The sequence below is a fragment of the Pseudomonas sp. MS15a(2019) genome, from assembly GCF_013277805.1.
GTDB classification, from domain to species: Bacteria; Pseudomonadota; Gammaproteobacteria; order Pseudomonadales; family Pseudomonadaceae; genus Chryseomonas; species Chryseomonas benzopyrenica.
In genome coordinates, this window is sequence record NZ_VBTN01000001.1 from 140918 (window position 1) to 160535 (window position 19618).

19 protein-coding genes are annotated in these 19618 nt (G+C 66.0%); 8 read left to right on the forward strand and 11 right to left on the reverse strand.

Annotated features, from left to right (window positions below; genetic code table 11):
* Window positions 1–108: 108 nt before the first annotated feature.
* The gene (locus FEZ61_RS00655; protein ID WP_068385370.1) at window positions 109–2262 is read left to right on the forward strand and encodes a bifunctional diguanylate cyclase/phosphodiesterase; all 2154 of its coding nucleotides are present in this window, start codon (window positions 109–111) and stop codon (window positions 2260–2262) included.
* Between the two features lie 106 nt (window positions 2263–2368).
* On the opposite strand, the gene FEZ61_RS00660 is transcribed toward FEZ61_RS00655, so the two are convergent.
* A complete protein-coding gene (locus FEZ61_RS00660) occupies window positions 2369–3673 on the reverse strand; it encodes an outer membrane protein transport protein (RefSeq protein ID WP_064306621.1) in 1305 nt (434 codons plus the stop codon).
* Window positions 3674–3957: 284 nt separating this feature from the next.
* Between FEZ61_RS00660 and rnd the strand changes: the two genes are divergently transcribed.
* From rnd to FEZ61_RS00675, 3 genes are read left to right on the forward strand one after another with little or no spacing between them, the layout of a single operon-like run.
* Window positions 3958–5112 carry a ribonuclease D gene (gene rnd, locus FEZ61_RS00665; RefSeq protein WP_173146740.1) on the forward strand — a complete coding sequence of 385 codons (1155 nt, stop codon included), beginning with the start codon at window positions 3958–3960 and terminating at the stop codon, window positions 5110–5112.
* Window positions 5109–5411 (forward strand): YcgL domain-containing protein, encoded by a 303-nt coding sequence (locus FEZ61_RS00670; RefSeq protein ID WP_017638854.1) that lies wholly within the window; start codon window positions 5109–5111, stop codon window positions 5409–5411. Before rnd ends, FEZ61_RS00670 begins: the two co-directional genes overlap by 4 nt.
* A complete protein-coding gene (locus FEZ61_RS00675; protein ID WP_173146742.1) occupies window positions 5408–6349 on the forward strand; it encodes a D-2-hydroxyacid dehydrogenase in 942 nt (313 codons plus the stop codon). The genes FEZ61_RS00670 and FEZ61_RS00675 overlap by 4 nt, the downstream gene beginning before the upstream one ends.
* On the opposite strand, the gene FEZ61_RS00680 is transcribed toward FEZ61_RS00675, so the two are convergent.
* On the reverse strand, window positions 6334–6930 hold the full coding sequence (locus tag FEZ61_RS00680) for a nitroreductase family protein (protein WP_017638852.1): 597 nt from the start codon (window positions 6928–6930) through the stop codon (window positions 6334–6336). The two genes, FEZ61_RS00675 and FEZ61_RS00680, sit on opposite strands and share 16 nt — an antisense overlap.
* Window positions 6931–7067: 137 nt before the next feature.
* Here FEZ61_RS00680 and FEZ61_RS00685 point away from each other — a divergent pair, with 137 nt between their 5' ends.
* Window positions 7068–7517 (forward strand): YcgN family cysteine cluster protein, encoded by a 450-nt coding sequence (locus FEZ61_RS00685; RefSeq protein ID WP_058762427.1) that lies wholly within the window; start codon window positions 7068–7070, stop codon window positions 7515–7517.
* 8 nt (window positions 7518–7525) lie between these two features.
* On the opposite strand, the gene FEZ61_RS00690 is transcribed toward FEZ61_RS00685, so the two are convergent.
* From FEZ61_RS00690 to FEZ61_RS00730, 9 genes are all read right to left on the reverse strand, one after another.
* Window positions 7526–8509, reverse strand: a complete 984-nt coding sequence (locus FEZ61_RS00690; RefSeq protein ID WP_064306618.1) for an oligopeptide/dipeptide ABC transporter ATP-binding protein — start codon at window positions 8507–8509, stop codon at window positions 7526–7528.
* On the reverse strand, window positions 8506–9489 hold the full coding sequence (locus tag FEZ61_RS00695; protein ID WP_064306617.1) for an ABC transporter ATP-binding protein: 984 nt from the start codon (window positions 9487–9489) through the stop codon (window positions 8506–8508). Before FEZ61_RS00695 ends, FEZ61_RS00690 begins: the two co-directional genes overlap by 4 nt.
* 1 nt (window position 9490) lies before the next feature.
* Entirely contained in the window at window positions 9491–10366 is an 876-nt protein-coding gene (gene ddpC / locus FEZ61_RS00700; protein ID WP_064306616.1) for a D,D-dipeptide ABC transporter permease, read from the reverse strand.
* A gap of 1 nt (window position 10367) precedes the next feature.
* A complete protein-coding gene (locus FEZ61_RS00705; protein WP_068385385.1) occupies window positions 10368–11384 on the reverse strand; it encodes an ABC transporter permease in 1017 nt (338 codons plus the stop codon).
* 48 nt (window positions 11385–11432) lie between these two features.
* Entirely contained in the window at window positions 11433–12998 is a 1566-nt protein-coding gene (locus FEZ61_RS00710) for an ABC transporter substrate-binding protein (protein ID WP_173146744.1), read from the reverse strand.
* A 106-nt stretch (window positions 12999–13104) separates the two neighbouring features.
* Window positions 13105–13680, reverse strand: coding sequence for a D-alanyl-D-alanine dipeptidase (ddpX, locus tag FEZ61_RS00715; protein WP_017638846.1), 576 nt, complete (start codon window positions 13678–13680; stop codon window positions 13105–13107).
* Between the two features lie 41 nt (window positions 13681–13721).
* The gene (locus FEZ61_RS00720; RefSeq protein WP_017638845.1) at window positions 13722–14573 is read right to left on the reverse strand and encodes a MurR/RpiR family transcriptional regulator; all 852 of its coding nucleotides are present in this window, start codon (window positions 14571–14573) and stop codon (window positions 13722–13724) included.
* A 217-nt stretch (window positions 14574–14790) separates the two neighbouring features.
* The gene (locus FEZ61_RS00725) at window positions 14791–15546 is read right to left on the reverse strand and encodes an SRPBCC family protein (RefSeq protein WP_093249606.1); all 756 of its coding nucleotides are present in this window, start codon (window positions 15544–15546) and stop codon (window positions 14791–14793) included.
* Between the two features lie 53 nt (window positions 15547–15599).
* On the reverse strand, window positions 15600–17621 hold the full coding sequence (locus FEZ61_RS00730) for a S9 family peptidase (protein WP_173146746.1): 2022 nt from the start codon (window positions 17619–17621) through the stop codon (window positions 15600–15602).
* Window positions 17622–17710: 89 nt separating this feature from the next.
* Between FEZ61_RS00730 and FEZ61_RS00735 the strand changes: the two genes are divergently transcribed.
* From FEZ61_RS00735 to FEZ61_RS00745, 3 genes are all read left to right on the forward strand, one after another.
* Entirely contained in the window at window positions 17711–18184 is a 474-nt protein-coding gene (locus FEZ61_RS00735) for an MFS transporter (protein WP_173146747.1), read from the forward strand.
* Window positions 18185–18282: 98 nt separating this feature from the next.
* The gene (locus FEZ61_RS00740; protein WP_160922889.1) at window positions 18283–19056 is read left to right on the forward strand and encodes a class II glutamine amidotransferase; all 774 of its coding nucleotides are present in this window, start codon (window positions 18283–18285) and stop codon (window positions 19054–19056) included.
* 18 nt (window positions 19057–19074) lie between these two features.
* Window positions 19075–19587: a DUF2937 family protein gene (locus tag FEZ61_RS00745; RefSeq protein WP_064306609.1), complete on the forward strand. Its 513-nt coding sequence runs from the start codon at window positions 19075–19077 to the stop codon at window positions 19585–19587.
* Window positions 19588–19618: the final 31 nt, after the last annotated feature.

Genomic DNA, 19618 nt, shown 5'->3' on the forward strand with positions numbered 1-19618 from the left:
ACGACCCTGGTTAAACCGTTAAGAAGGCGCCTGGTTGCGCGCCCAGCGAAGCCACCTCGGCACGTGCGGGTCCAGAGGGAGTCGTCGTCAACTGGACAAGGAGCCCCAATGCCCGATGCGCCCCAAAGCGCCGCCTCGCCCCGGGAAGTCGCCCCCGCGTCGCGGCTCAGCCTCAAACCGCGCAGCCTGTTCGCCACCTTCTTTCTGGCGTTCATCCTGGTGGATGCCCTGGGCACCCTGTTGTTTACCCTGCACAGCTATCGCCAGGCCCGCGATGCCAGCAGCCAGAGCATCGACTATCGCTTGATGAGCGCGGCCTTGGCGCTGCCGGAAATTCTCGGCGAGGACTATCTCGCCCAATTGCAGGATCCGGCCCAGGCCGATCCCGAACGCTACCAGCGAACCCTGATCACCCTGGATCGCTATGCCCGCAAGGCCGGGCTGGCGTCGCTCTATGCCTTCGTCAAGGACGGTTCGAGCTTTCGCTTCATCATGGATTCGGCCAACGAGGAAGAAATCCGCGTTGGCTACTTCGGCGACTATCGCCAGCTCTACGATCAGGCCCCGCCGGAACTCGGCGCCGTGTTTGCCGATCATCAACCTCGTTTCGCGGAATACCAGGATAACTTTGGCAGTTTCCGTTCCCTGTTCCTGGCCATTCCCGGGCAGGACGGGCAAGCAGTCGTCATAGGGGCGGACATGTTCATGGAAGGAATAGCAGCGGCAGAGCAGTCGGCTCTGCTGGATTCGCTGCTGATAGGCGCGATCATCTTTGCCTTGGGGGCGTTGGTCAGTCGAATACTGGCAGGCGCCCTCAACCGCTATCTGGCCCGCCTCGGGCAGGCCACCGAACGCATCGCCGATGGCGACTATCAACTGGGCCTCAAGGAAGGGCGGGACCCGGTCGGTCGGCTGGGTCGCGCCATGAACCAGATGGGCGCCGCCCTCGCCGCGCGCGAGCGGCGCATTAGCCAGCTGGCCTTTCGTGACATGCTCACCCGCCTGCCCAACCAGGTGCGGCTAGTCCTGGAGATCCGCCAGCGCATCGAGCGCGCCGCAGCCGGGCGTTTCGCCGTCTTGCTGCTGGACGTGGCGAACTTCCGTAACATCAACGAACTGCTTGGCCAGGAGGGCGGCGACAAGATCCTGCGTCATCTGGCCCGCCGGCTAAGGGTCGCGGCGCCGGAAGAGAACGGCGTGGCGCGGATCGGCGCCGACACCTTCGTGTTGCTGTTGCCCTGGTTCGACGGCGCCTCGGCGGAGGCGGCGCTGCTGTCGCTGCGCAACCTGGTGGAGAAACCCTTCGTCAGTGGCAATCAGCGGGTATCCCTGCGCATCACCTTCGGCATCGCCTGCTACCCCGAACACGGCACCAGCGCCGAGGCCCTGCTGGCCAACGCCGAGACCGCCCTGCAGGATGCGCGCCGGCGGCAGCTGCCCTTCGCCTTCCATGATCCGGACCAGGAGCGCCAGCGGCAGCTCGGCATTGCCATGCTCGATGCCCTGGACCTCGCCGTGGATCACGACCAGTTACGGCTCTATCTGCAACCCAAGATCGCGCTGCCGGATGGCCGGGTCGAGGGCGCCGAAGTCCTGATCCGCTGGCAGCATCCGGAACTGGGCCTGCTCAAGCCGGACGCCTTCGTCGGTATCGCCGAACAGAGCCGCAAGATCTGCGACATCACGCTCTGGGTACTGGAACGTTGCATGCACCTGCAGCGCGAGCGGCAACTAGGTGCCCTCAAACTCAACGTCAATCTGTCGCTGCTGGACCTCGAGCACCCAGCCTTCATCGCCCGCATCGGCCGGCTGCTGGACGAGACGGGTGCCGTGGCCGCCGGCTTCTGCCTGGAGATCACCGAGTCCCGGGCCATGAGCAATCCGGTACAGGTGCTCGACTGCCTGCGCCAGCTCAAGGCCATGGGCTTCGAATTGTCGCTGGACGACTTCGGCGCCGGGCATTCCTCGCTGGCCTGCCTGAGCAGCTTTCCCATCGACGAGCTGAAGATCGATCGGCAATTCATCGAGCACTGCCAGCTACCCGGCGATCAGGAGGTGATCAGGCTGCTGGTCCAGCTGGGCCAGTTGCGTGGCCTGCGGGTGGTGGCCGAAGGCGTGGAGACCCACCAGGCGCTGCAGGTCCTCACCGAGCTCGGCTGCGACCAGATCCAGGGTCAACTGGTGGCAGGTGCCCTGTCGCTGGACGACTTCCAGCGCTGGTATGCCGGGCAGGAGCAGGGTTACTGGGCGCTCCGGGCCTAGGCAAGAGGTCAAGCTGGTGATCGCAGCCGGTAGCTGATGCTCGCTCTATATCCGGAAAAGCACGAAGCCGCCTGGCGGCGGCTTCGGCAGACGGACCCTGGCGCTCTTAGAAGCGGTAGGTCAGCTGGGCACCCAGGCCGTGGGCGCTGTTGTCGTATTTGGCGCTGTAGCCTGCCTTGGTCGAGGTAGCGGGGCGATTGATCGACACATCGTCTTCCCACAGATAGGCATAGGCCACATCGATGGTCATGTCCTTGGTCGGCGACCAGCCTGCGCCCACCGAGAAGGTCTTGCGATCGCCCACCGGGATGCGCACGTTGCGGTTGCCGTTGTCCGCCGGGGAGGGGTCGATGGCCATGCCGGCACGCAGCACCCACTGGGGATTCAGCTGATAGGCCGCGCCGATGGCGTAGGACCAGGTGTCCTTCCAGTTGAGCTCTTCCGTCACGGTTGCCAAGGGCGAGCCCAGCACCGGCAGGGTGGGGGTGCCCTCGTTCTCCACGTCGATCGACTTCAGGCGACTCCAGCGGGTCCAGGTGGCGCCGGCGTACATCGTCCAGTCGTTGTTCAGCCGATAGGTGAAGGAGGCATCGCTGCTCTCTGGCAGGGTGATGTTGAGGCTGGCGTCATACTTGCCATTGAGGCGGCTGACCAGGGCATTGGTGATGGGGCTGGCCTGGCTGTTGGCGCCAGTCACCTCGGTGTTGCCCTTGAGCTTGTAGGTGACCTTGGAGTGGTAGGTCAGGCCGAAGGTCAGGTCATCGGTCAGGTCCGCCAGCAGGCCGACGTTGAAGCCATAGGCGGTGTCGTCGCCATCGATCTTGACCTGGCCATCCTGGGTGCTGCCGAAGTTGACGTTGCTGTTGAGCTTGCCTTCGATGCGGTTGATGGTCGGGCCAAAGCCGACGGACACCTTGTCGGTGATCTTGTAGCTGACGGTCGGCTGGATGGTGATGACTTCCACCTTGCTCGCCTGACCCTGGTAGCGACCCTGGAAGGCGTGCTCGTAGTTGCTGATCAGCGCATAGGGGACGTAGACACCCAGGCCGAAGTGCAGGCGGTCATCCACCGGCGTCACGAAATAGCCGAAGGGCACCACCGAGTTGGGCACCATGTCGCCGTCGTTGCTGCCCTGCACGGCCTGGCCGTTGGCGTAGCGACCACTGGCGTCCTTGATGTCGATCTTGGCGTGGATATAGGCGCCACCCAGGGACACCTCACGGCCCAGGCGGGACATGCCAGCCGGGTTGCCATAGATGGTGGAAGCGTCCTGCGCGGAGGAAGAGCGTCCGGCGAAGGAGGTACCCATCCCGCTGACACTCTGTTCGTTGATAGCCAGACCGTTCGCCAGGGCATAGCCGGAAGCGCTCGAAACGGCCAATGCAAGTAGGGTCAGTTTTATTGTTTTCATGCTCTTGCAGCTCCATTGAAAGGCGAGAAGCGCTTACCTCCGCGGATTCCCAAGTCCGAGTGAGTACCTGCGCACACTCAGCTTTTAGCAGGCCCTGCTTGCGAATACAAAAAAAACTATTCGGTCACGTTTGGTTCGGGGCGGTCATCAGGCGTTCATCCGACGAACCCGCCTGGAAAGCCGCTGAATGCCACGTTTCCCGGTGTGTGACAGGGGCGTCAAGCGGCACCGAAGAACCGGCCCGGGTGGCTTATACTGTCGGCTCATCTGTTCGGAGTGCGCCCTTGACTTCTGCCCCTCACTGGATCCGCGACGATGCGGCACTGGCTGCCCTCTGCGAGCGCTGCCAGACCCTGCCCTTCATCGCCCTCGACACCGAATTCATGCGGGTCGACACCTTCTATCCCAAGGCCGGTCTGATCCAGATCGGCGACGGCGAAAAGGCCTACCTGGTCGATCCCCTGTGCATCGGTGACTGGACGCCTTTCGCCGCGCTGCTGGAGGACCCGGCGGTGGTCAAGGTGCTGCACGCCTGCAGCGAAGACCTGGAAGTGTTGTTGCGCCTGACCGGCAGCCTGCCGCAGCCGCTGTACGACACCCAGCTGGCGGCGGCCTATCTGGGGCTGGCCCATTCCATGGGTTATTCGCGGCTGGTCGCCGAAGTGCTCAAGATCGACATCCCCAAGGACGAGACCCGCTCCGACTGGCTGCAACGGCCGCTGACGCCGTTGCAGGAGCGCTACGCGGCAGCCGACGTGACCTATCTGGTCGACGTCTACCACTACCTGAACGCGCGTCTGGATGATCAGCGGCGCACCTGGCTACTGGAAGATGGCGCTGAACTGGTCGCCAATCTGCGGCGCATCAGCGATCCCTGGGAAGCCTACCGCGACGTCAAGCTGGCCTGGCGCCTGTCGCGCCAGCAGTTGGCGGTGCTGCGGGTGCTCTGCCACTGGCGCGAGGTCAGTGCCCGCGAGCGCGATCAGCCGCGCAACCATGTCCTGCGCGAACGCTCGCTGTGGCCGCTGGCGCGTTTCCAGCCGACCGACAAGCAGGCCCTGGCGCGCATCGACGACATGCATCCGCGCACCGTGCGCCAGGACGGCGATACCCTGCTGGCGCTGATCGCCGAAGGTGCGGCCACCCCGGCTGACCAATGGCCAGAGCTGCAGGCCGAGCCCTTGCCCCACGAGGCGTCGGCGCTGCTCAAGGCCTTGCGCGCTATTGGCGAACGCGATGCCGAGGCCCTGGGCATGGCGCCGGAACTGATGCTGCGCAAGAAGGTGCTCGAAGCCTTGCTGCTCACCGGTTGGCCCGATGGCGACTACCAACTGCCGGCGAACCTGCGCGGTTGGCGCCGCGAACGCTTCGGCCAAGCCCTTCTCGATCACCTGCAGGCGCAGCGCACTCCGCCGGCGCCCCTGGAAGACACCCCATGAAACTGCTGTGCTCCATCTACCGAAGCCCGCGAAAGCCGGAAATGTACCTCTATGTCGACAAGCTCAAGGGCCTGACTCTGGTCCCTGAAGGCTTGCTCGCGGCTTTCGGGCCTCCGGCACTGGCCTTCGAGTTCGTGCTCACCCCGCAGCGCACGCTGGCCCGGGAAGACGTCGCCAAGGTCCTCGAGAACATCGCCAAGCAGGGCTATCACCTGCAGATGCCACCGCCGGAGCTGGAGCGCGACGACTACATCGAGCACCTGCCCGAAGAACTGCTGCGTCTCAACGATCCGCTATGACCGCCGTCCTGCTGCTGGAAGACGCGGCGGCCGGCTATGTCGAGGCCTGGCGACAATTGGCGCCGGAGCTGGAACTGCAGGTGCCGGCGGACCCGGTCGAGGCCGTGCGTCTTGCCCAGCGGCCATGCTACTGGCTTGGCCAGCCGGATCGTGCCGCAGCCCTGCTGCGCGAGGGCGTCAAGCCGCTCTGGCTGCAATCCACCTGGGCCGGCTATGCGCCGTTGCTGGCGGCGGACCTGCCAGACGATTATCGCTTCAGCAGAGCAGTAGGGCTGTTCGGCCAGAGCATCGGCGAATACGTCCTGACCTATCTGTTGCAGCATGAGCGCCAGGTGGCCGCGCGTCAGCTCAGCCAACGCGAGGGGCACTGGGACACCCGGGCGCCGGGCACCCTATCCGGGCGGCGTCTGCTGTTGGTCGGGGCGGGAGACATCGGCCAGGACATCGCCCGGTTGCTCGCGCCGTTCGGCATGATCCTCACCGGCGTCGCCCGCAGTGCACGAACCTTGCCTGGCTTTGCCCGGGTGGTGCCGCTCGCGGAACTGCGCCAGGTGGCGCGGGATGCGGACTTCGTGGTCAATCTGTTGCCGGACAGCGGCAGCACCCGGGATCTCTACGATGCGGATTTCTTCGCCGCCTTGCCTGCAGGTGCCTTGTTCATCAATGCCGGACGCGGCACCAGCGTGGTGGACGCCGAGCTGATCGCCGCGTTGGAGAGCGGGCAGCTGGCCGGGGCGGTGCTCGACGTGTTCCGTCAGGAGCCGTTGCCGGCCGAGCACCCTTTCTGGCGGACGCCCAACCTGCACCTCACCGCCCATGTCGCCGGGCCCACGCCGCCGGCGGCGGCGGTCCGGTTGTTTCTCGACAATCTCCAGCGCCTGCAACAGGGGCAGCCCCTGCGTGGCGCCGTCGAGTTGGCCGCTCAGTCGAAGGTATAGGGGCCGGCCACCGCCAGCTCCTCGACGGTCAGGCGCGGACTGGGCAACTCGCGCCCCTGCAGGGACTCCGGCAGGCTGGCCTTGTCGCCCAGCTTGCCGATGGCGACCGCCAGCTCGACCTTGAACGCCGCCGGCACCTTGAGTTCGCGCTGGATGCCTTCGCGGTCGATCCCGGCCATGCCGTGGGCGTGCCAGCCCGCATTGGTCGCCTGCAGTGCCAGGTAGGCCCAGGCCGCACCGGCATCGAAGCTGTGGCTGGGGAAGGGGACTTCCTCGCCACTGCTGGCGCGCAGCAGGGTGGTCTTCGACAGGATGATCACCAGCGCCGAGGCGTGCTGCGCCCAGCCGCGGTTGAATTCACTGATCAGCGACAGGAACAGCTCCCAATGGGCGTCGTCGCGACGTGCATAGAGGAAGCGCCAGGGCTGGGCATTGAAGGCTGACGGCGCCCAGCGCGCGGCCTCGATGAAACCGAGCAGGGTCTCTTCCTCGATGGCGACCGGGTCGAAGGCGCGGGGCGACCAGCGCTGGACGAACTGGGGATCTACGGGATACTGGGGCGTACGGCTGCTGCTGGTCATGGCTTCACCACGGGAGGAAAGGGGAGTCCGGCACGGTAATCCGGTCGGGCGGCGTCGACAAGGGCGCGAACGGTGCTTGGCGCTCGCGGCGTGCGGCACTAGACTGCGCGCCCCCTTTCCTTGCCACGATCTCTGCCATGGCCGCCATCACCCAGCCGTTCTGGAAGCGCAAGACCCTCGATCAGCTCGATGCCCAGGAATGGGAGTCACTGTGCGACGGCTGTGGCCTGTGCTGCCTGCAGAAGCTCGAAGACGAGGACGACGGCGCCGTCTATTACACGCGCATCGCCTGCAAGCTGCTGGATCTCAAGACCTGTCAGTGCAGTCGCTACGCCGAGCGCACCCGCTTCGTCCCCGACTGCATCCAGCTCACCCCGGCCCAGGCCGACCAGTTCGCTTGGCTGCCGCCTACTTGCGGCTATCGCCTGGTGGCCGAGGGCAAGGATCTGCCGGAGTGGCACCCGCTGATCTGCGACGACCGCGAGGCGGTGCACAAGGCCGGCATCTCCCAGTCCGGCCGCATGCTCAGCGAGACCCAGGTCGCCGAAGACGACTGGGAAGACTATCTGATCTTCCGCGCGGGCTGATAACGGCTTCAGACCGCCGCGGGGCTGACCCGCAGCGGTACGGCCAGGTCCGCCGCGCGATGGCAGCGTACCTCCGCCAACGTGCCTGGCAGCAGTGCCTGAGGTCGCTCGCAACCGGCGCCCGCCTGCGGACAGCGATCCCGAAAGAAACAGCCCGTCGGCAGCACCCGGTTGCCCGGCAACTCGGTGCGCTGCGCCGCGGCATTGCCCGTGAGCGGCTGATCCAGCCGCGGCACCGCCTCCAGCAATAGTCGGGTATAGGGGTGGCTGGGCTGCTCCAGCACCTCTGCCGCCGCCCCCAGCTCGACGATCTGCCCCAGGTACATCACCGCCACCCGGTCGGCCAGGTGGCGCACCACCGAGACGTTGTGGGAGATCAGTACGAAGGTCAGGCCGCGATCGCGTTGCAGCTGGGCCAGCAGGTTGAGGATCTGCGCCTGCACCGAGATGTCCAGGGCCGAGGTGGGCTCGTCGAGAATGATGACGTCCGGATCCGACGACAGCGCCCGGGCGATGGCAATGCGCTGGCGCTGGCCGCCGGAGAACTGGTGCGGGTAGCGATCCAGGTATTCGGGACGGATACCGACCTGCGCCGCCAGGCGCTCGGCCAGGGCGCGCAATTCGACAGAGGAGCTGCGACCCCGCACCACCAGCGGCTCGGTGATCAGCTTCCACACCGGCAGGCGCGGATCCAGCGAGGACTGCGGGTCCTGGAAGACGATCTGGATGTTGCGCTCGCCACGGGCCGAGCCTTGAAGGGAGCCGCTCACCGGCTCCACCAGCCCCATCAGGACCTGGGCCAGGGTGCTCTTGCCGCAGCCGGATTCGCCGAGCACGCCCAGGGTCTCGCCGGAAAATAGTCGCAGGTCGATGCCGTTGAGGGCATGGGCCTGGCCCTTAGTACGCCCGAGCCAGTCGCGGCCCACCGGATAACGTACCTCGATGCCGCTGAGCTCCAGCAGTGGTACGGCGGGCGGGGAAAAGGTGTTCATGCCGGGGCGTCCTCCGCCTGCAGCCAGCAGGCGCTCAGGTGATCGGGGGTGTCCGTCGGCAGCAGTGCGGGGCGCGTCTCGCAGCGCTCATGGCGGCGACTGCAACGGTCCTTGAAGCTGCAGCCGCCAGGTAGCTGGGCCAGGTTGGGCACCTGTCCGGGGATGCTGGCCAGGTCGCTGCCGGGCACCGCCTTTTCCGGCAGGCAGGCCAGCAGGCCCTGGGTATAGGGATGCCGGGGTGCCTGCATGACCGCCGCGGTAGCCCCCTGTTCGACCATGCCGCCGGCGTACATCACATAGACGCGATCGCAGAATTGCGCGACCAGGGCCATGTCATGGGTGATCAGCAGGATGGCGGTACCCCGGGCCCGTGCCTTTTCGCGCAGCAGGAGCAGCACCTGGCGCTGCACCGTGACGTCCAGCGCGGTGGTCGGCTCATCGGCGATCAATAGCTGCGGATCGCAGGAGAAGGCCAGGGCGATCATGATGCGTTGGCGCATGCCGCCGGACAGCTCGAAGGGATAGCGTTCGAGGATCTGCTCGGGATCGGCGATATGCATGTCCTTGAGCAACTCGATTGCCTTGGCGCGGGCCTGGGCGGCATCCAGCGCGGTATGGCGGCGAATCACGTCCAGCAGCTGGCGACCGATGCGCCGCGTCGGATTGAGCGCCGTCATCGGCTCCTGGAAGATCATCGCCGCCTCGCGGCCGCGTACTTCCATCAGCTGGCGCTCGCTCAAGGCGAGCATATCGTGGCCCACCAGGTTAACGCTGCCGCCGGTGACCCGGTAGCTGCCGGGGGGCAACAGGCCGAGGGTGAGCATGGCGGTGACCGATTTGCCCGAGCCTGATTCGCCCACCACGCCGACGATCTCGCCGGGGGCCACACTCAGGCTGACGCCGTTGAGCGCCTTGGCGCTGCTGCGAAAGCCGGGGAATTCCAGATTCAGCTGGTCGATGTGCAGAACGGACTGGCCCATGTCATTTGCCCTTTTGGCGAGGATCGAGCAGATCGCGGATGCCATCGCCCAGCAGGTTGAAACCGATGGCGGTGACCAGGATCGCCAGGCCCGGGAAGGTCGAGTACCACCACTGGTCGAGGATGAAATTGCGGCCGCTGGCGACCATTACGCCCCATTCCGCGGTGGGCGGCTGGGCGCCCAGGCCGATGAAGCCCAGCGCCGAGGCCATGAGAATGGCGTTGCCGATGTCCAGGCTGAATTGCACCAGCAGCGGCGGCATGGCGTTGCGGGCCACGTGCCAGTGCACCAGGTGCCATTTGCCGGCGCCGAAGGTGCGTGCTGCCTGGACGTAGGCCAGTTGGCGGATGCTCAGGGTCTGGCCGCGCGCCAGGCGCACATAGAAGGGGATGCGCACCAAGGTGATGGCCAGCATGGCGTTGAACAGACTCGGCCCGAGGGCGGCGGCCAGGGCCATGATCAGCACCAGCGAAGGCACCGAGAGGATGATGTCCATCAGGCGCATCATCAGCCGGTCGAAGGCGCCGCCGACGATGCCCGACAGGCAGCCGAGCAGGCCGCCGCTGGCGCAGGCGGCAAAGGCCACGAACAGGCCGACGCCCACCGATTGGCGGCTGCCGTAGATCACCCGGCTGAGCAGGTCGCGACCCACCTCGTCGGTGCCGAACCAGTGCAGGGCGCTGGGTGCCTGCAGGCGGGCGGTGAGTTTCAGCGCGTTGGGCTGATAGGGGGCCAGCCAGGGCGCGGCGACCATGCACAGCAGCACCAGCAGGGTGATCACCAGCCCCGTGAGCATTAGCGGATTGCGGCAGATCCGCCAGGCCAGCCAGGCGGTCTGCTCGCGCCAGCGGGGGCGCGTAGCGGTCAGGGTCGTCATGCTAGTTCACCTTGCCGATGCGGGGATCGACCAGCCGGTAGAGCAGGTCGATGAAGCGGTTGAGCAGGACGTAGATGAAGGACACCACGATGGCGAAGCCCATGACCGCCGGGAAATCCAGCGCCTGGATCGACTTGACCACATAGGCGCCCATGCCCGGCCAGGCGAACACGGTCTCGGTGAGCACCGCCCCATAGAGCAGGTCGCCCAGGGCCAGGCCGATTACCGTGATGGAGGGAATCAGCGCATTGGGCAGCGCGTGGCGCAGCACCACGGTGGTCTGCGACAGGCCATAGGCGCGGGCGGTGCGGATATAGTCCTCGCCCAGCTGTTCGAGCATGGCGCCGCGGATCTGCCGGGTGATGACGCCGAGATTGACGAAGGCTAGGGTCACCGCCGGCAGCAACAGGTGTCTGGCCGCACTGACGAAGCCGGTGAGATCGCCCGCCAGCAGGGTATCGATCAGATAGAAGCCGGTCACCGTCGGCGGTGGCGTCAGCCCCTGGTCCAGCCGCCCGCCGCCCGGCAGCCAGCCGAGATGCCCGTAGAACAGCACGATCAGCCCCAGGCCCAGCCAGAAGGCCGGGGTGGAGATGCCGGCCACCGCCAGGGTACGGCTGATGTGATCGATCCAGCGGTTGTTGTAGACCGCCGAGAGCACGCCCAGGGGTACGCCAATGAGGATCGACAGCAGCAGCGCCGCCAGGGCCAGCTCCAGGGTGGCCGGAAAGAACAGCTGGAGGTCTTCCAACACCGGGCGATGGGTGCGGATCGACTGGCCCAGATCGCCCTGCAGCAGGTCCCCCATGTAGCGGAAGTATTGCTGGTAGAGCGGCAGGTCCAGACCCAGCTGCTGACGGATGCCGGCGACGATTTCATCGCTGGCACGCTCGCCGGCGATCAGCCGCGCCGGATCGCCCGGGATCAGGTGGGAGATGACGAAGGTGATCAGGGATACCCCGATCACCACGATGAGGATATCGGTCAGCTGCTTGCGCAGCAGATGGAAGAAGGCCATGGCATACCTCGCGAGGCGGGTGCCGGAGCGCGCCGGCACCCGTCGCCCTTACTTGGACATCGCAGCGAAATTGAAGACCTGCTCGAGCATGGGGTTGAACACGTACCCCTTGACCGCGGCGCGCATCGGCACCGTGTAGGCCTTCTGGTAGAGGTAGGCGTAGGCGGCGTCGCCCACCACGATCTTCTGGGCCTCCTGGTACAGCGCCTTGCGCTGAGCCACGTCACTGACGCTGGCGGCGTCGCGTAGCAGCTGATCCACCTTGGGATTGCTGTAGAAGGCGCGGTTGCCCGCTAGTCCCGCATTGGTGCTGTCGAACCAGAAGTTCATGAACATGTAGGGGTCGGCGAAGTCCGGACTCCAGTTGCCGATGGCGACGTCGAAGTCGCCCTTGCCCAGGCGTTCGCGGAAGGTGGCGTTGGCCAGCTTCTCCATCTTCAGGTTGACGCCAAGGGTGCCCAGGCCCGCCTGCAGGGTCAGGCCGATGGGCTCCCAGGCCGGATCCTTGTCCGAGTAGAGGAATTGCAGCTCCCGCACCTTGGGCGCCTTGCCCAGGGCGGCCTGGGCGGCTTCCAGGTCCTGCTTGGGCATTGGCAGGCTTGGATCATGACCCCACATGCCGTCCGGGATCGGGCCGTTCATGAGCTTGGCCTTGCCCATGGCGATGCCTTCGACGATGCCCTGGTAGTCGAGGGAGTCGACCACGGCCTTGCGCGCGTTGACGTCGTTCAGGGGTGCGCGCCTGTTGTTGAGGTAGAGGTAGGTCACCCGCAGCGAGGGGTAGGCGGTGGTGACGAAGCCGGACTTCTGCGCCAGCGCCTTGACCTGGTCTTCGGGCAGGTCCTCGATGATGTCCAGATCGCCCTGTTCCAGTTGCAGGCGCCGTACCGAAGGCTCGGCGATGATGCGGATCACCACCTGTTTGAGCGTGGGCGCCTTGCCGGCGTAGTGCGGGTTGGGCTCCAGGGTCAGCGACTGGCCCTTCTGCCAGGCGGCCAGGCGATAGGCGCCGGAGCCGGCGGTATGGCCGGCCAGCCAGGCGTCCACGTCCTTGCCGTGGGTGCTGGCCACCTTGGGGTTGATCACGCTGGCGCCGTCGTGGGCCAGGGCGAAGAGGAAGGGCGCGAAGGGCTTCTGCAGGGTGAATCTGATCGTCTGCGGATCCACCACGGTCACCGCCATGTCCGCCGGGAAGATGCTGGACGGGCCCTGCTTGAGCTTCATCAGGCGCTCGACCGAGAACTTGACCGCCTCGGCGGTGACCTCGCTGCCATCGTCGAATTTGTTGCCGGGCTTCAGGGTGAAGGTCCACACCAGGTTGTCGGGGGAGACGGTCCAGCCGCTGGCCAGGTCGCCCTCGACGTCGGTGCTGCCCTTGCCGTCTTCCACCTTGTAGCGCATCAGGCGCTGGTAGGCCGGATAGGTCACGGTCCAGTCGTTGTTATCGAAGGTCACGCCCGGATCGACGGTCTGCAGATCTGCAGGCTTACCGATGACCAGGGTGTCGGTCGCGGTGGCGGCGCTGGCTGGTTGCCAGGCGCCGAGGCCCAGCAGGGAAACCAGGGCGAGCACGCGGGACGCCGATGAAACGCAGGTGCGCGAAGACGAGAACATGCCGGTACCTCGGATTGTTTGGGTTTATGGGTGTTTCGGCAGTGGGCAAGGCGGTCGAGCGATGGGCTCGCGGCGCCGGATTCGAATGACCCGGTCGCCGGCAGGATCAGTTCAGCAGGGCGGCGAGCTCCTCCTGGCTGAGATGGTGGTAGTCGATCAGCGCATAACGACGGGCGTCGGGCAGTTCGAAGTGCCACCACTCGCTGGGGATGAAGGTGAAGCCGGCGCTCTGCATGATGCCCAGCAACAGCAGGCGGTTGCGCTGGGCGGCAGCGGGCAGCGCCGGATTGAACAGGTGCGACAGCTCGCGCATGTCGTCGAAGCCGGTACCCATATCCAGCGGTTCACCGGCCTCGTCGAGCAGGGTCACGTCCACGGCCACGCCGCGGCTGTGGTGCGAACCCTGCGCTGGATCGCTCACGTACTGGGCGTCGGGCAGCACCCGCCACAGCAGTTGCTGGGCATAGGGCGGGCGGTAGGCATCCAGCACCTGCAGGCGCAGACCGGCCTGTTGCGCCAGCGCGCTGGCGCGTTGCAGGCGGGCGGCGGCATCCCGGTGCAGCAGGCAGTGGGCGTCCTGGTAGAGCACCTTGCCGGCCAGGTTGTCGGCGGTCGCATAGACCAGGTGGATGTCCACACCATAGTGGTGGGCGTCGATCTCGACGAGTTCCGGATGGTTCACGGTACGGGATGCTTCCTTGGAGTAAAGAGGGGTGCCGGCGCTCATTCGAATTGCCCGAAGCGCTGCTGCAGGGCGCGGTTGCTGGCCAGACGCTGTTCCAAGGCATCGCCCGAGCGATCCGCCACCGCTGACACCAGCAGGTTGAGCAGGCAGGCCAGCGGGGCCAGGGAGTCCCAAAACTGGTCGACTTCCAGGCGCAGTTGCAGCAGGTCGGCGGGGTAATCCCGTGCCCAGGGGCAGTGGTAGTCGGTGATCAGCGCCATGGGCAGCTGGGCATCGCGTGCGGCTTCGCAGAGCTTGCGGGTCACGCTGGAATAGGCGCGAAAGTCGGCCACCACCAGGTAGGGCTGGGCGAAGCCGCTGTTGAAGATGTCGGCGTAGGTGCCCGACAGACCGTCGACGTAGAAGGCCTTGGGGCGGATGTATTCCAGCAGGCTGTGAAAGCTACCCAGGACGCCGCGGGTGGTCTGGATACCGGCGATGAACACGGCGTCCGCACCGGTCAGCTGCTGGACCACCTGTTCGAACACCGGACCGCGGGCCAGCTGGTAGACGTCCTCGATGGCGGCGAGCTCGGCGGCCAGAGAGCGGTCCAGGGCGTCGCTGCGTCCGCTCTGCTGGCGAAAGGCACTGAAGCGATCGGTGATGCGCCAGCCTTCCAGGCCTTCGTTTCTCAAGCTCTGCTTGACGTCGTCGAGATTGCGATAGCCCAGCGAGCGCAGCAGCCGACCCACGGAAATGCCGGTGGTGTTGGTGCGTTGGGCGATGCTGTCGGCGGTCTCGAAGGGCAGCTTCTCCGGATTGGCCAACAGGTAGCCCGCGACGCGTTTGCCGGTGGGCGTAAGGTCTGCGAAGGCGCCTTCAAGGGCTTGGAAGAAGAGTGGCTTGGTCACACCGGATAGCCTGCAATGTTATCGAGTTGTCATTAACTGCTCTGTTGTTCGAAAGCTAACATTGATTTTCCAGGCGTCGCAAGCGGCTGCACGCCGGTTGTCACCGCGGTGTCGCAAAGCGGGGTTTGGGGTCGTTACGAGATAAGCCGGTACAGGCTGAATGGCTTGGGAGGAGGGTGGCGGCGTCCCGAGCGAGACGCCGCGGTACAGCCGAAGATCAGCCCAGCGGCGACTCCATGTGCGAGGTGCGCTCGACGGCGCCATAGCGATCGCCGACGGCGTGGGCCCGTTCCAGCAGCACCTTCAACTCGGCCAGGTCCTGGGCGATGCGGGTGCCAGGGTCGCGGCGCAGCAGGCGGGCGAACAGGTGGCCGAGGCGGCCGGCCGGCGGTTCGTAGGCCATGACGGCCGTCACCTCGGTGCCACCGGGCACATCTTCGAAGCTGACCCAACCCAGGTTGTTCAGACCGGCATAGCCACAGGAGCGCCAGCCAATCAGGCGGCCCGGCACGTCGTCGGTGACTTCGGCATCCCATTCGAAACGGCCCATGGGCGCCTTGACCACCCAGTGGGAATAGCGGTCGTTGAGCACGTCCACGCGTTCGATGTGGCGCATGAAGATCGGCAGATTGGAGAAGTCGCGCCAGAAGCGATAGAGCTCATCGCGGGGACGGGCGATGACGATCCGGCGGGTCTGGGAGGCTGCCGAATGCCAGGCCAGCGAACGGCGGACGTCGCGCTCGAAACGCACCTTGGTCAGGGTGCGCTTGATCGAGCAATGGCCGCGCAGGCCGCGATTCAGCAGCCAGGCGCCGGTGGCGCCGGTCAGCAGGCCGAGCAGACCGCCACGCGCCAGGCCGCGGCTGAGCAGCAAGCCACCGCCGGCCACGGAGGCCAGGCGTTCCACGCCCTGGATGGCAGCGGCTTTGCGAGGCGGGGGAGCGAGAGGGGGAGTGGGGGCATCTAGGTGCATGGCAGATTCTCCTTTAGCTGTGGAAAAGACCTGCCCAGAGCCCCCGCCGTTCCCTAGCCGGTCAGGCCCAGTACCCGGAAGACGAAGGCGTATTCCAGGGCCACGTCGCGCAACGCCTGGTAACGCCCGCTCATGCCGCCGTGTCCGGCACCGAATTCGGTCTTGAGCAGGAGCAGGGGCGCCTGATCGGTCCGCCGCTCGCGCAGCCGCGCCACCCACTTGGCGGCTTCCCAATACTGCACCCGGGTGTCGTGATAGCCCGCCACCGCCAGGATGGCCGGATAGGCCTGGGCCTTGACGTTTTCGTAGGGCGCGTAGCTGGCGATGCGCGCGCGCACCTCGGGCTCGTTCGGATCGCCCCACTCGTCGTACTCGGTCACGGTCAAAGGCAGGTCCGGCTTGAGCATGGTGTTGAGCGCGTCGACGAAGGGCACCTCGGCAATGGCCGCGGCATAGAGCTCGGGCCGCTGGTTGAGCACGGCGCCGATCAGCAGACCGCCGGCACTGCCGCCGCTGATGACCACCTGTTGCGGCGTCGTCAGGCCCTGTTCCAGCAGATGCTCGGTGCAGGCGATGAAGTCATCGAAGGTGTTCTGCTTGTGTTCCAGCTTGCCGCTGCGATACCAGGCTTCCCCTAGTTCGCCGCCGCCGCGCACATGGGCGATGGCGAAGCGCACGCCACGATCCAGCAGGCTCAGGCGCGCATGGGAGAACCAGGGGTCCAGGCTGTGGCCGTAGGCACCATAGCCATAGAGGTAGAGCGGGGCGCTCTGCGGCAGATCGCGCCGACCGACCAGGCTGATGGGAATGCGCGTGCCGTCCGTGGCGGTGGCCCACAGGCGGCGGCTCTCGTAGGCGTCGGCGTCGAAGGGGCCTTCCACCGGCACCTGCTTGAGCACTCGCTGGGTACCGCTTACCAGGTCCAGTTCGCGGATCTCGGCGGGGCGATTGAGCGCCTCGTAGCGCAGGCGCATGACGGGACTGTCGAATTCCAGTACGTCCATGGCATCGAGGCTGTAGACCTCGTCCGGCAGGTCGACCCGGTAGGAGGCCTGACCATAGGGGCGAACCTCCAGGATCGGCAACCCGGCGGTGCGCAGGCTCAAGACCAGCGCCTGGGCGCCGAGGCTGGCGTCCTCCAGCATCACCGCGGGATCGTGAGGTACCAGCAGCTGCCAGTGCGAGCGCGTGGGACTTTCCTCGGCGGCCTGGTAGAGCGCGAAGTTGATGCCGTCCTGGTTGCTGCGGATGTACCAGCCATCGACGCCATGATCGGGGAAATACTCATGACCTTCTTCGCGGGGCGCCAGGCAGACGAAGGCCTCGTCCGGCCGATCCGCGTCCAGCACCCAGGCTTCGCTGGTGGTCTTGCTGTGCGACAAAAGCAGCAGCTTGCGTTCGGAGCTCGAACGATAGCAGCCGAGAAAGAAGCGCCCGTCGGTCTCGTGGAAGACCAGTTGCGGCTCGGCATCGCCCAGGTGGTAGCGATAGAGCTTGTGCGGACGATGGGATTCGTCGCGCTCGCCAAAGAACAGGGTGCGGCTGTCATTGGCCCAGGTCAGGCTGCCGTCGCACTCCTCGAAGGGCAGTTCGGTCACTATGCCGGTGGCCAGTTCCTTCACATAGAGCCGGTAGGTCTCGTCACCGACCTGGTCGAGGCTGTAGGCGAGCCGGGTCTGGTCCGGGCTGATGGTGAAGCGGCCGACGGAGAGAAAGCCGCCGTCGGCGATGGCGTTGCCGTCGAACAGCAATTCTTCGGTCGCCGGATCGGGCGTGAGGTCGCCGTCGGCTGGACGGCGGCAGCGATAGTTGCGGCCGTATTCGTCACCGGCCTGGGTGCGCTGATAGTAGAGGTAGTCGCCGCGGGGGACGGGCAGCGACAGGTCCGTCTCGCGAATGCGCGCCCGGATCTCCTCGAACAGCTGCTCGCGTAGGGCGGCCTCAGGTGCCAGCTGGGCTTCCAGGTAGGCATTCTCGGCTTCCAGGTGCGCCAGTACCTCGGGAGCGTCACGGCTTTCCAGCCAGACGTAGGGATCGTCGCCAGGGGCGCGGCGGGCGGTGGGGGCTTGGGTCATGCGGGCTCCTTGGGCGCCGCGCAAAGACACGCGGGCGGGGCAAAACCGCTATCATAGGCTTCTCCTTTCCGCTATCGCCATGGATCGCAATGACCGAGCAAGAGTACCTGATCGCCTGGGCCGTCTACGCCGTCGCCGCGCTGCTGCTGTTGGTGGTGTCTTTCAAGGCCACCGGTTGGCTCTGGCGCTGGTTGCGCGAACCTATCCGCCTGGTGGTGGCCGTGCTGCTGGTGACCCCGTCCCTGGTGGATGCCGAGCATGGCCTCTATGCTCCGGCCATCGCCGTGACGGTGCTGGACCTGGTGTTCAAGGTCGGCAACAGTGCCTGGTCGGCCGTGGCCAATCTGGCGGCGGCCGGCACCATCGGCGTGGTGCTCTACCTGATCTTCGTCCTTTGTCGCTGGTTGTACCGCCGCTCCCATCCGCGTCCTGCGCCGGTCGCCGCGGAAAGCCCGGCGGATGATCCGCAGCCGGAATCGCCGACGGCACTGCGCAGCCCGGCAGCACCTGCGGAGCGCCGTGAACCCCGTGGCCGCAGCGAGCGCGTCGAACCCCGTCTGTAATCCAGGCTTGCGCCTGGGCCGTGACCCCTTCAGCATGACCGCGAAGGGCAGCGGCTGCAGCCGCCGTTGAACCAGGCAGCCACCCCGGAGGGACGGACATGTGCGAATTGCTGGGCATGAGTGCCAACGTGCCCACGGATCTGGTCTTCAGTCTCCAGGGCCTCATGCAGCGAGGCGGTCGCACCGGTCCGCATCGAGACGGCTGGGGCGTGGCCTTCTACGAGGGTAGGGGCTTGCACCTGTTCAAGGATGCCTTGCCGGGCGCCGATTCCGAGGTGGCCAAGCTGGTCCAGGGCTATCCGATCAAGAGCCACACGGTGATCGGCCATATCCGCCATGCCAATGTCGGGGCGGTCAATCTGGCCAACACCCATCCCTTCGTGCGCGAGCTGGGCGGGCGCTATTGGAGCTTTGCCCACAATGGCCAGCTGCAGGATTTTCATCCCGAGCCGCGTTTCTACCGACCGGTAGGCACTACCGACAGCGAGACGGCCTTTTGCAGTCTGCTGGATCAGGTTCGCGAGCGCTTTCCCGAACCCGTCCCGGTGGAGATGCTGCTGCCGCAGCTGGTGAACGCCTGCGATGGTTTTCGCAAGAAGGGCGTCTTCAACTGCCTGCTCAGCGATGGCGACTGGCTGTTCAGCTTCTGCACCACCAAGCTGGCCCATATCACCCGCCGTGCCCCCTTCGGTCCGGCCCAGTTGCGTGATGCGGAAGTACGCATCGACTTCAAGGCCGAGACCACGCCCAATGATGTCGTCACCATCATCGCCACCGAGCCGCTGACCTGCGACGAGGTCTGGACCCTGCATCAGCCGGGGGAATGGCATCTCTGGTGGGATGGCGAGATCGTCACCCAGGGTCGCGTCTAGACAGGAACCTACTTCACGATGCTGCGCAGCTATATTCGTCTGCTGTTGTTTACCCTGGCCTTGCTGGTAGGGGTGCAGATCCCCGGTTTCATGCTCGACTACGAGCAGCGCGTGGATGCCCATCGCCTGGAGTCCGATCAGGCCCTGAGCGGTTTCAGGCGGACCGCGCAGCAATATTTCGAGGGCAGCCTCGACGGCCTGCTGGCGCATTACCGGGCCAGCGAGGATCCGGTCTTTCGCAGCGACGCCGACAGCCTTGGCGTACTGATGCGCCGTAACGCGCTGTTCAACGAAGAATGGCAGGCCTTGCAAGGCCCCTGGTACCAGCGGGCCTGGCACATCCTGGTACGGCCCAACGGGGAGCTGCGTGACGAGACCCTGCGGCAATATCGCTATCAGGTGGTCCTTACCCCCGAAGCCATCGGCTGGGGAATAGGGCTGGGATTGGCGCTGGCGGTGACAGTGGAAACCCTCGCGCTCTGGCTTTCCATCCTGCTCTATCCACGGCGCCCAGCCCGGCGTCTTTCCTAGACCTCAAAAAAATTTCACGTTTTCAGGCGTT

Bases quoted from the DNA above. Each gene is read 5' to 3' on its own strand.
- FEZ61_RS00725 (WP_093249606.1), bottom strand. From the start codon at position 15,546: ATGCACCTAGATGCCCCCACTCCCCCTCTCGCTCCCCCGCCTCGCAAA.
- FEZ61_RS00685 (WP_058762427.1), top strand. From the start codon at position 7,068: ATGGCCGCCATCACCCAGCCGTTCTGGAAGCGCAAGACCCTCGATCAG.
- ddpC (WP_064306616.1), bottom strand. From the start codon at position 10,366: ATGACGACCCTGACCGCTACGCGCCCCCGCTGGCGCGAGCAGACCGCC.
- FEZ61_RS00735 (WP_173146747.1), top strand. From the start codon at position 17,711: ATGACCGAGCAAGAGTACCTGATCGCCTGGGCCGTCTACGCCGTCGCC.
- FEZ61_RS00695 (WP_064306617.1), bottom strand. From the start codon at position 9,489: ATGGGCCAGTCCGTTCTGCACATCGACCAGCTGAATCTGGAATTCCCC.
- FEZ61_RS00690 (WP_064306618.1), bottom strand. From the start codon at position 8,509: ATGAACACCTTTTCCCCGCCCGCCGTACCACTGCTGGAGCTCAGCGGC.
- FEZ61_RS00660 (WP_064306621.1), bottom strand. From the start codon at position 3,673: ATGAAAACAATAAAACTGACCCTACTTGCATTGGCCGTTTCGAGCGCT.
- FEZ61_RS00680 (WP_017638852.1), bottom strand. From the start codon at position 6,930: ATGACCAGCAGCAGCCGTACGCCCCAGTATCCCGTAGATCCCCAGTTC.
- FEZ61_RS00745 (WP_064306609.1), top strand. From the start codon at position 19,075: ATGCTGCGCAGCTATATTCGTCTGCTGTTGTTTACCCTGGCCTTGCTG.
- FEZ61_RS00655 (WP_068385370.1), top strand. From the start codon at position 109: ATGCCCGATGCGCCCCAAAGCGCCGCCTCGCCCCGGGAAGTCGCCCCC.
- FEZ61_RS00670 (WP_017638854.1), top strand. From the start codon at position 5,109: ATGAAACTGCTGTGCTCCATCTACCGAAGCCCGCGAAAGCCGGAAATG.
- FEZ61_RS00675 (WP_173146742.1), top strand. From the start codon at position 5,408: ATGACCGCCGTCCTGCTGCTGGAAGACGCGGCGGCCGGCTATGTCGAG.
- FEZ61_RS00730 (WP_173146746.1), bottom strand. From the start codon at position 17,621: ATGACCCAAGCCCCCACCGCCCGCCGCGCCCCTGGCGACGATCCCTAC.
- FEZ61_RS00705 (WP_068385385.1), bottom strand. From the start codon at position 11,384: ATGGCCTTCTTCCATCTGCTGCGCAAGCAGCTGACCGATATCCTCATC.
- FEZ61_RS00740 (WP_160922889.1), top strand. From the start codon at position 18,283: ATGTGCGAATTGCTGGGCATGAGTGCCAACGTGCCCACGGATCTGGTC.
- FEZ61_RS00710 (WP_173146744.1), bottom strand. From the start codon at position 12,998: ATGTTCTCGTCTTCGCGCACCTGCGTTTCATCGGCGTCCCGCGTGCTC.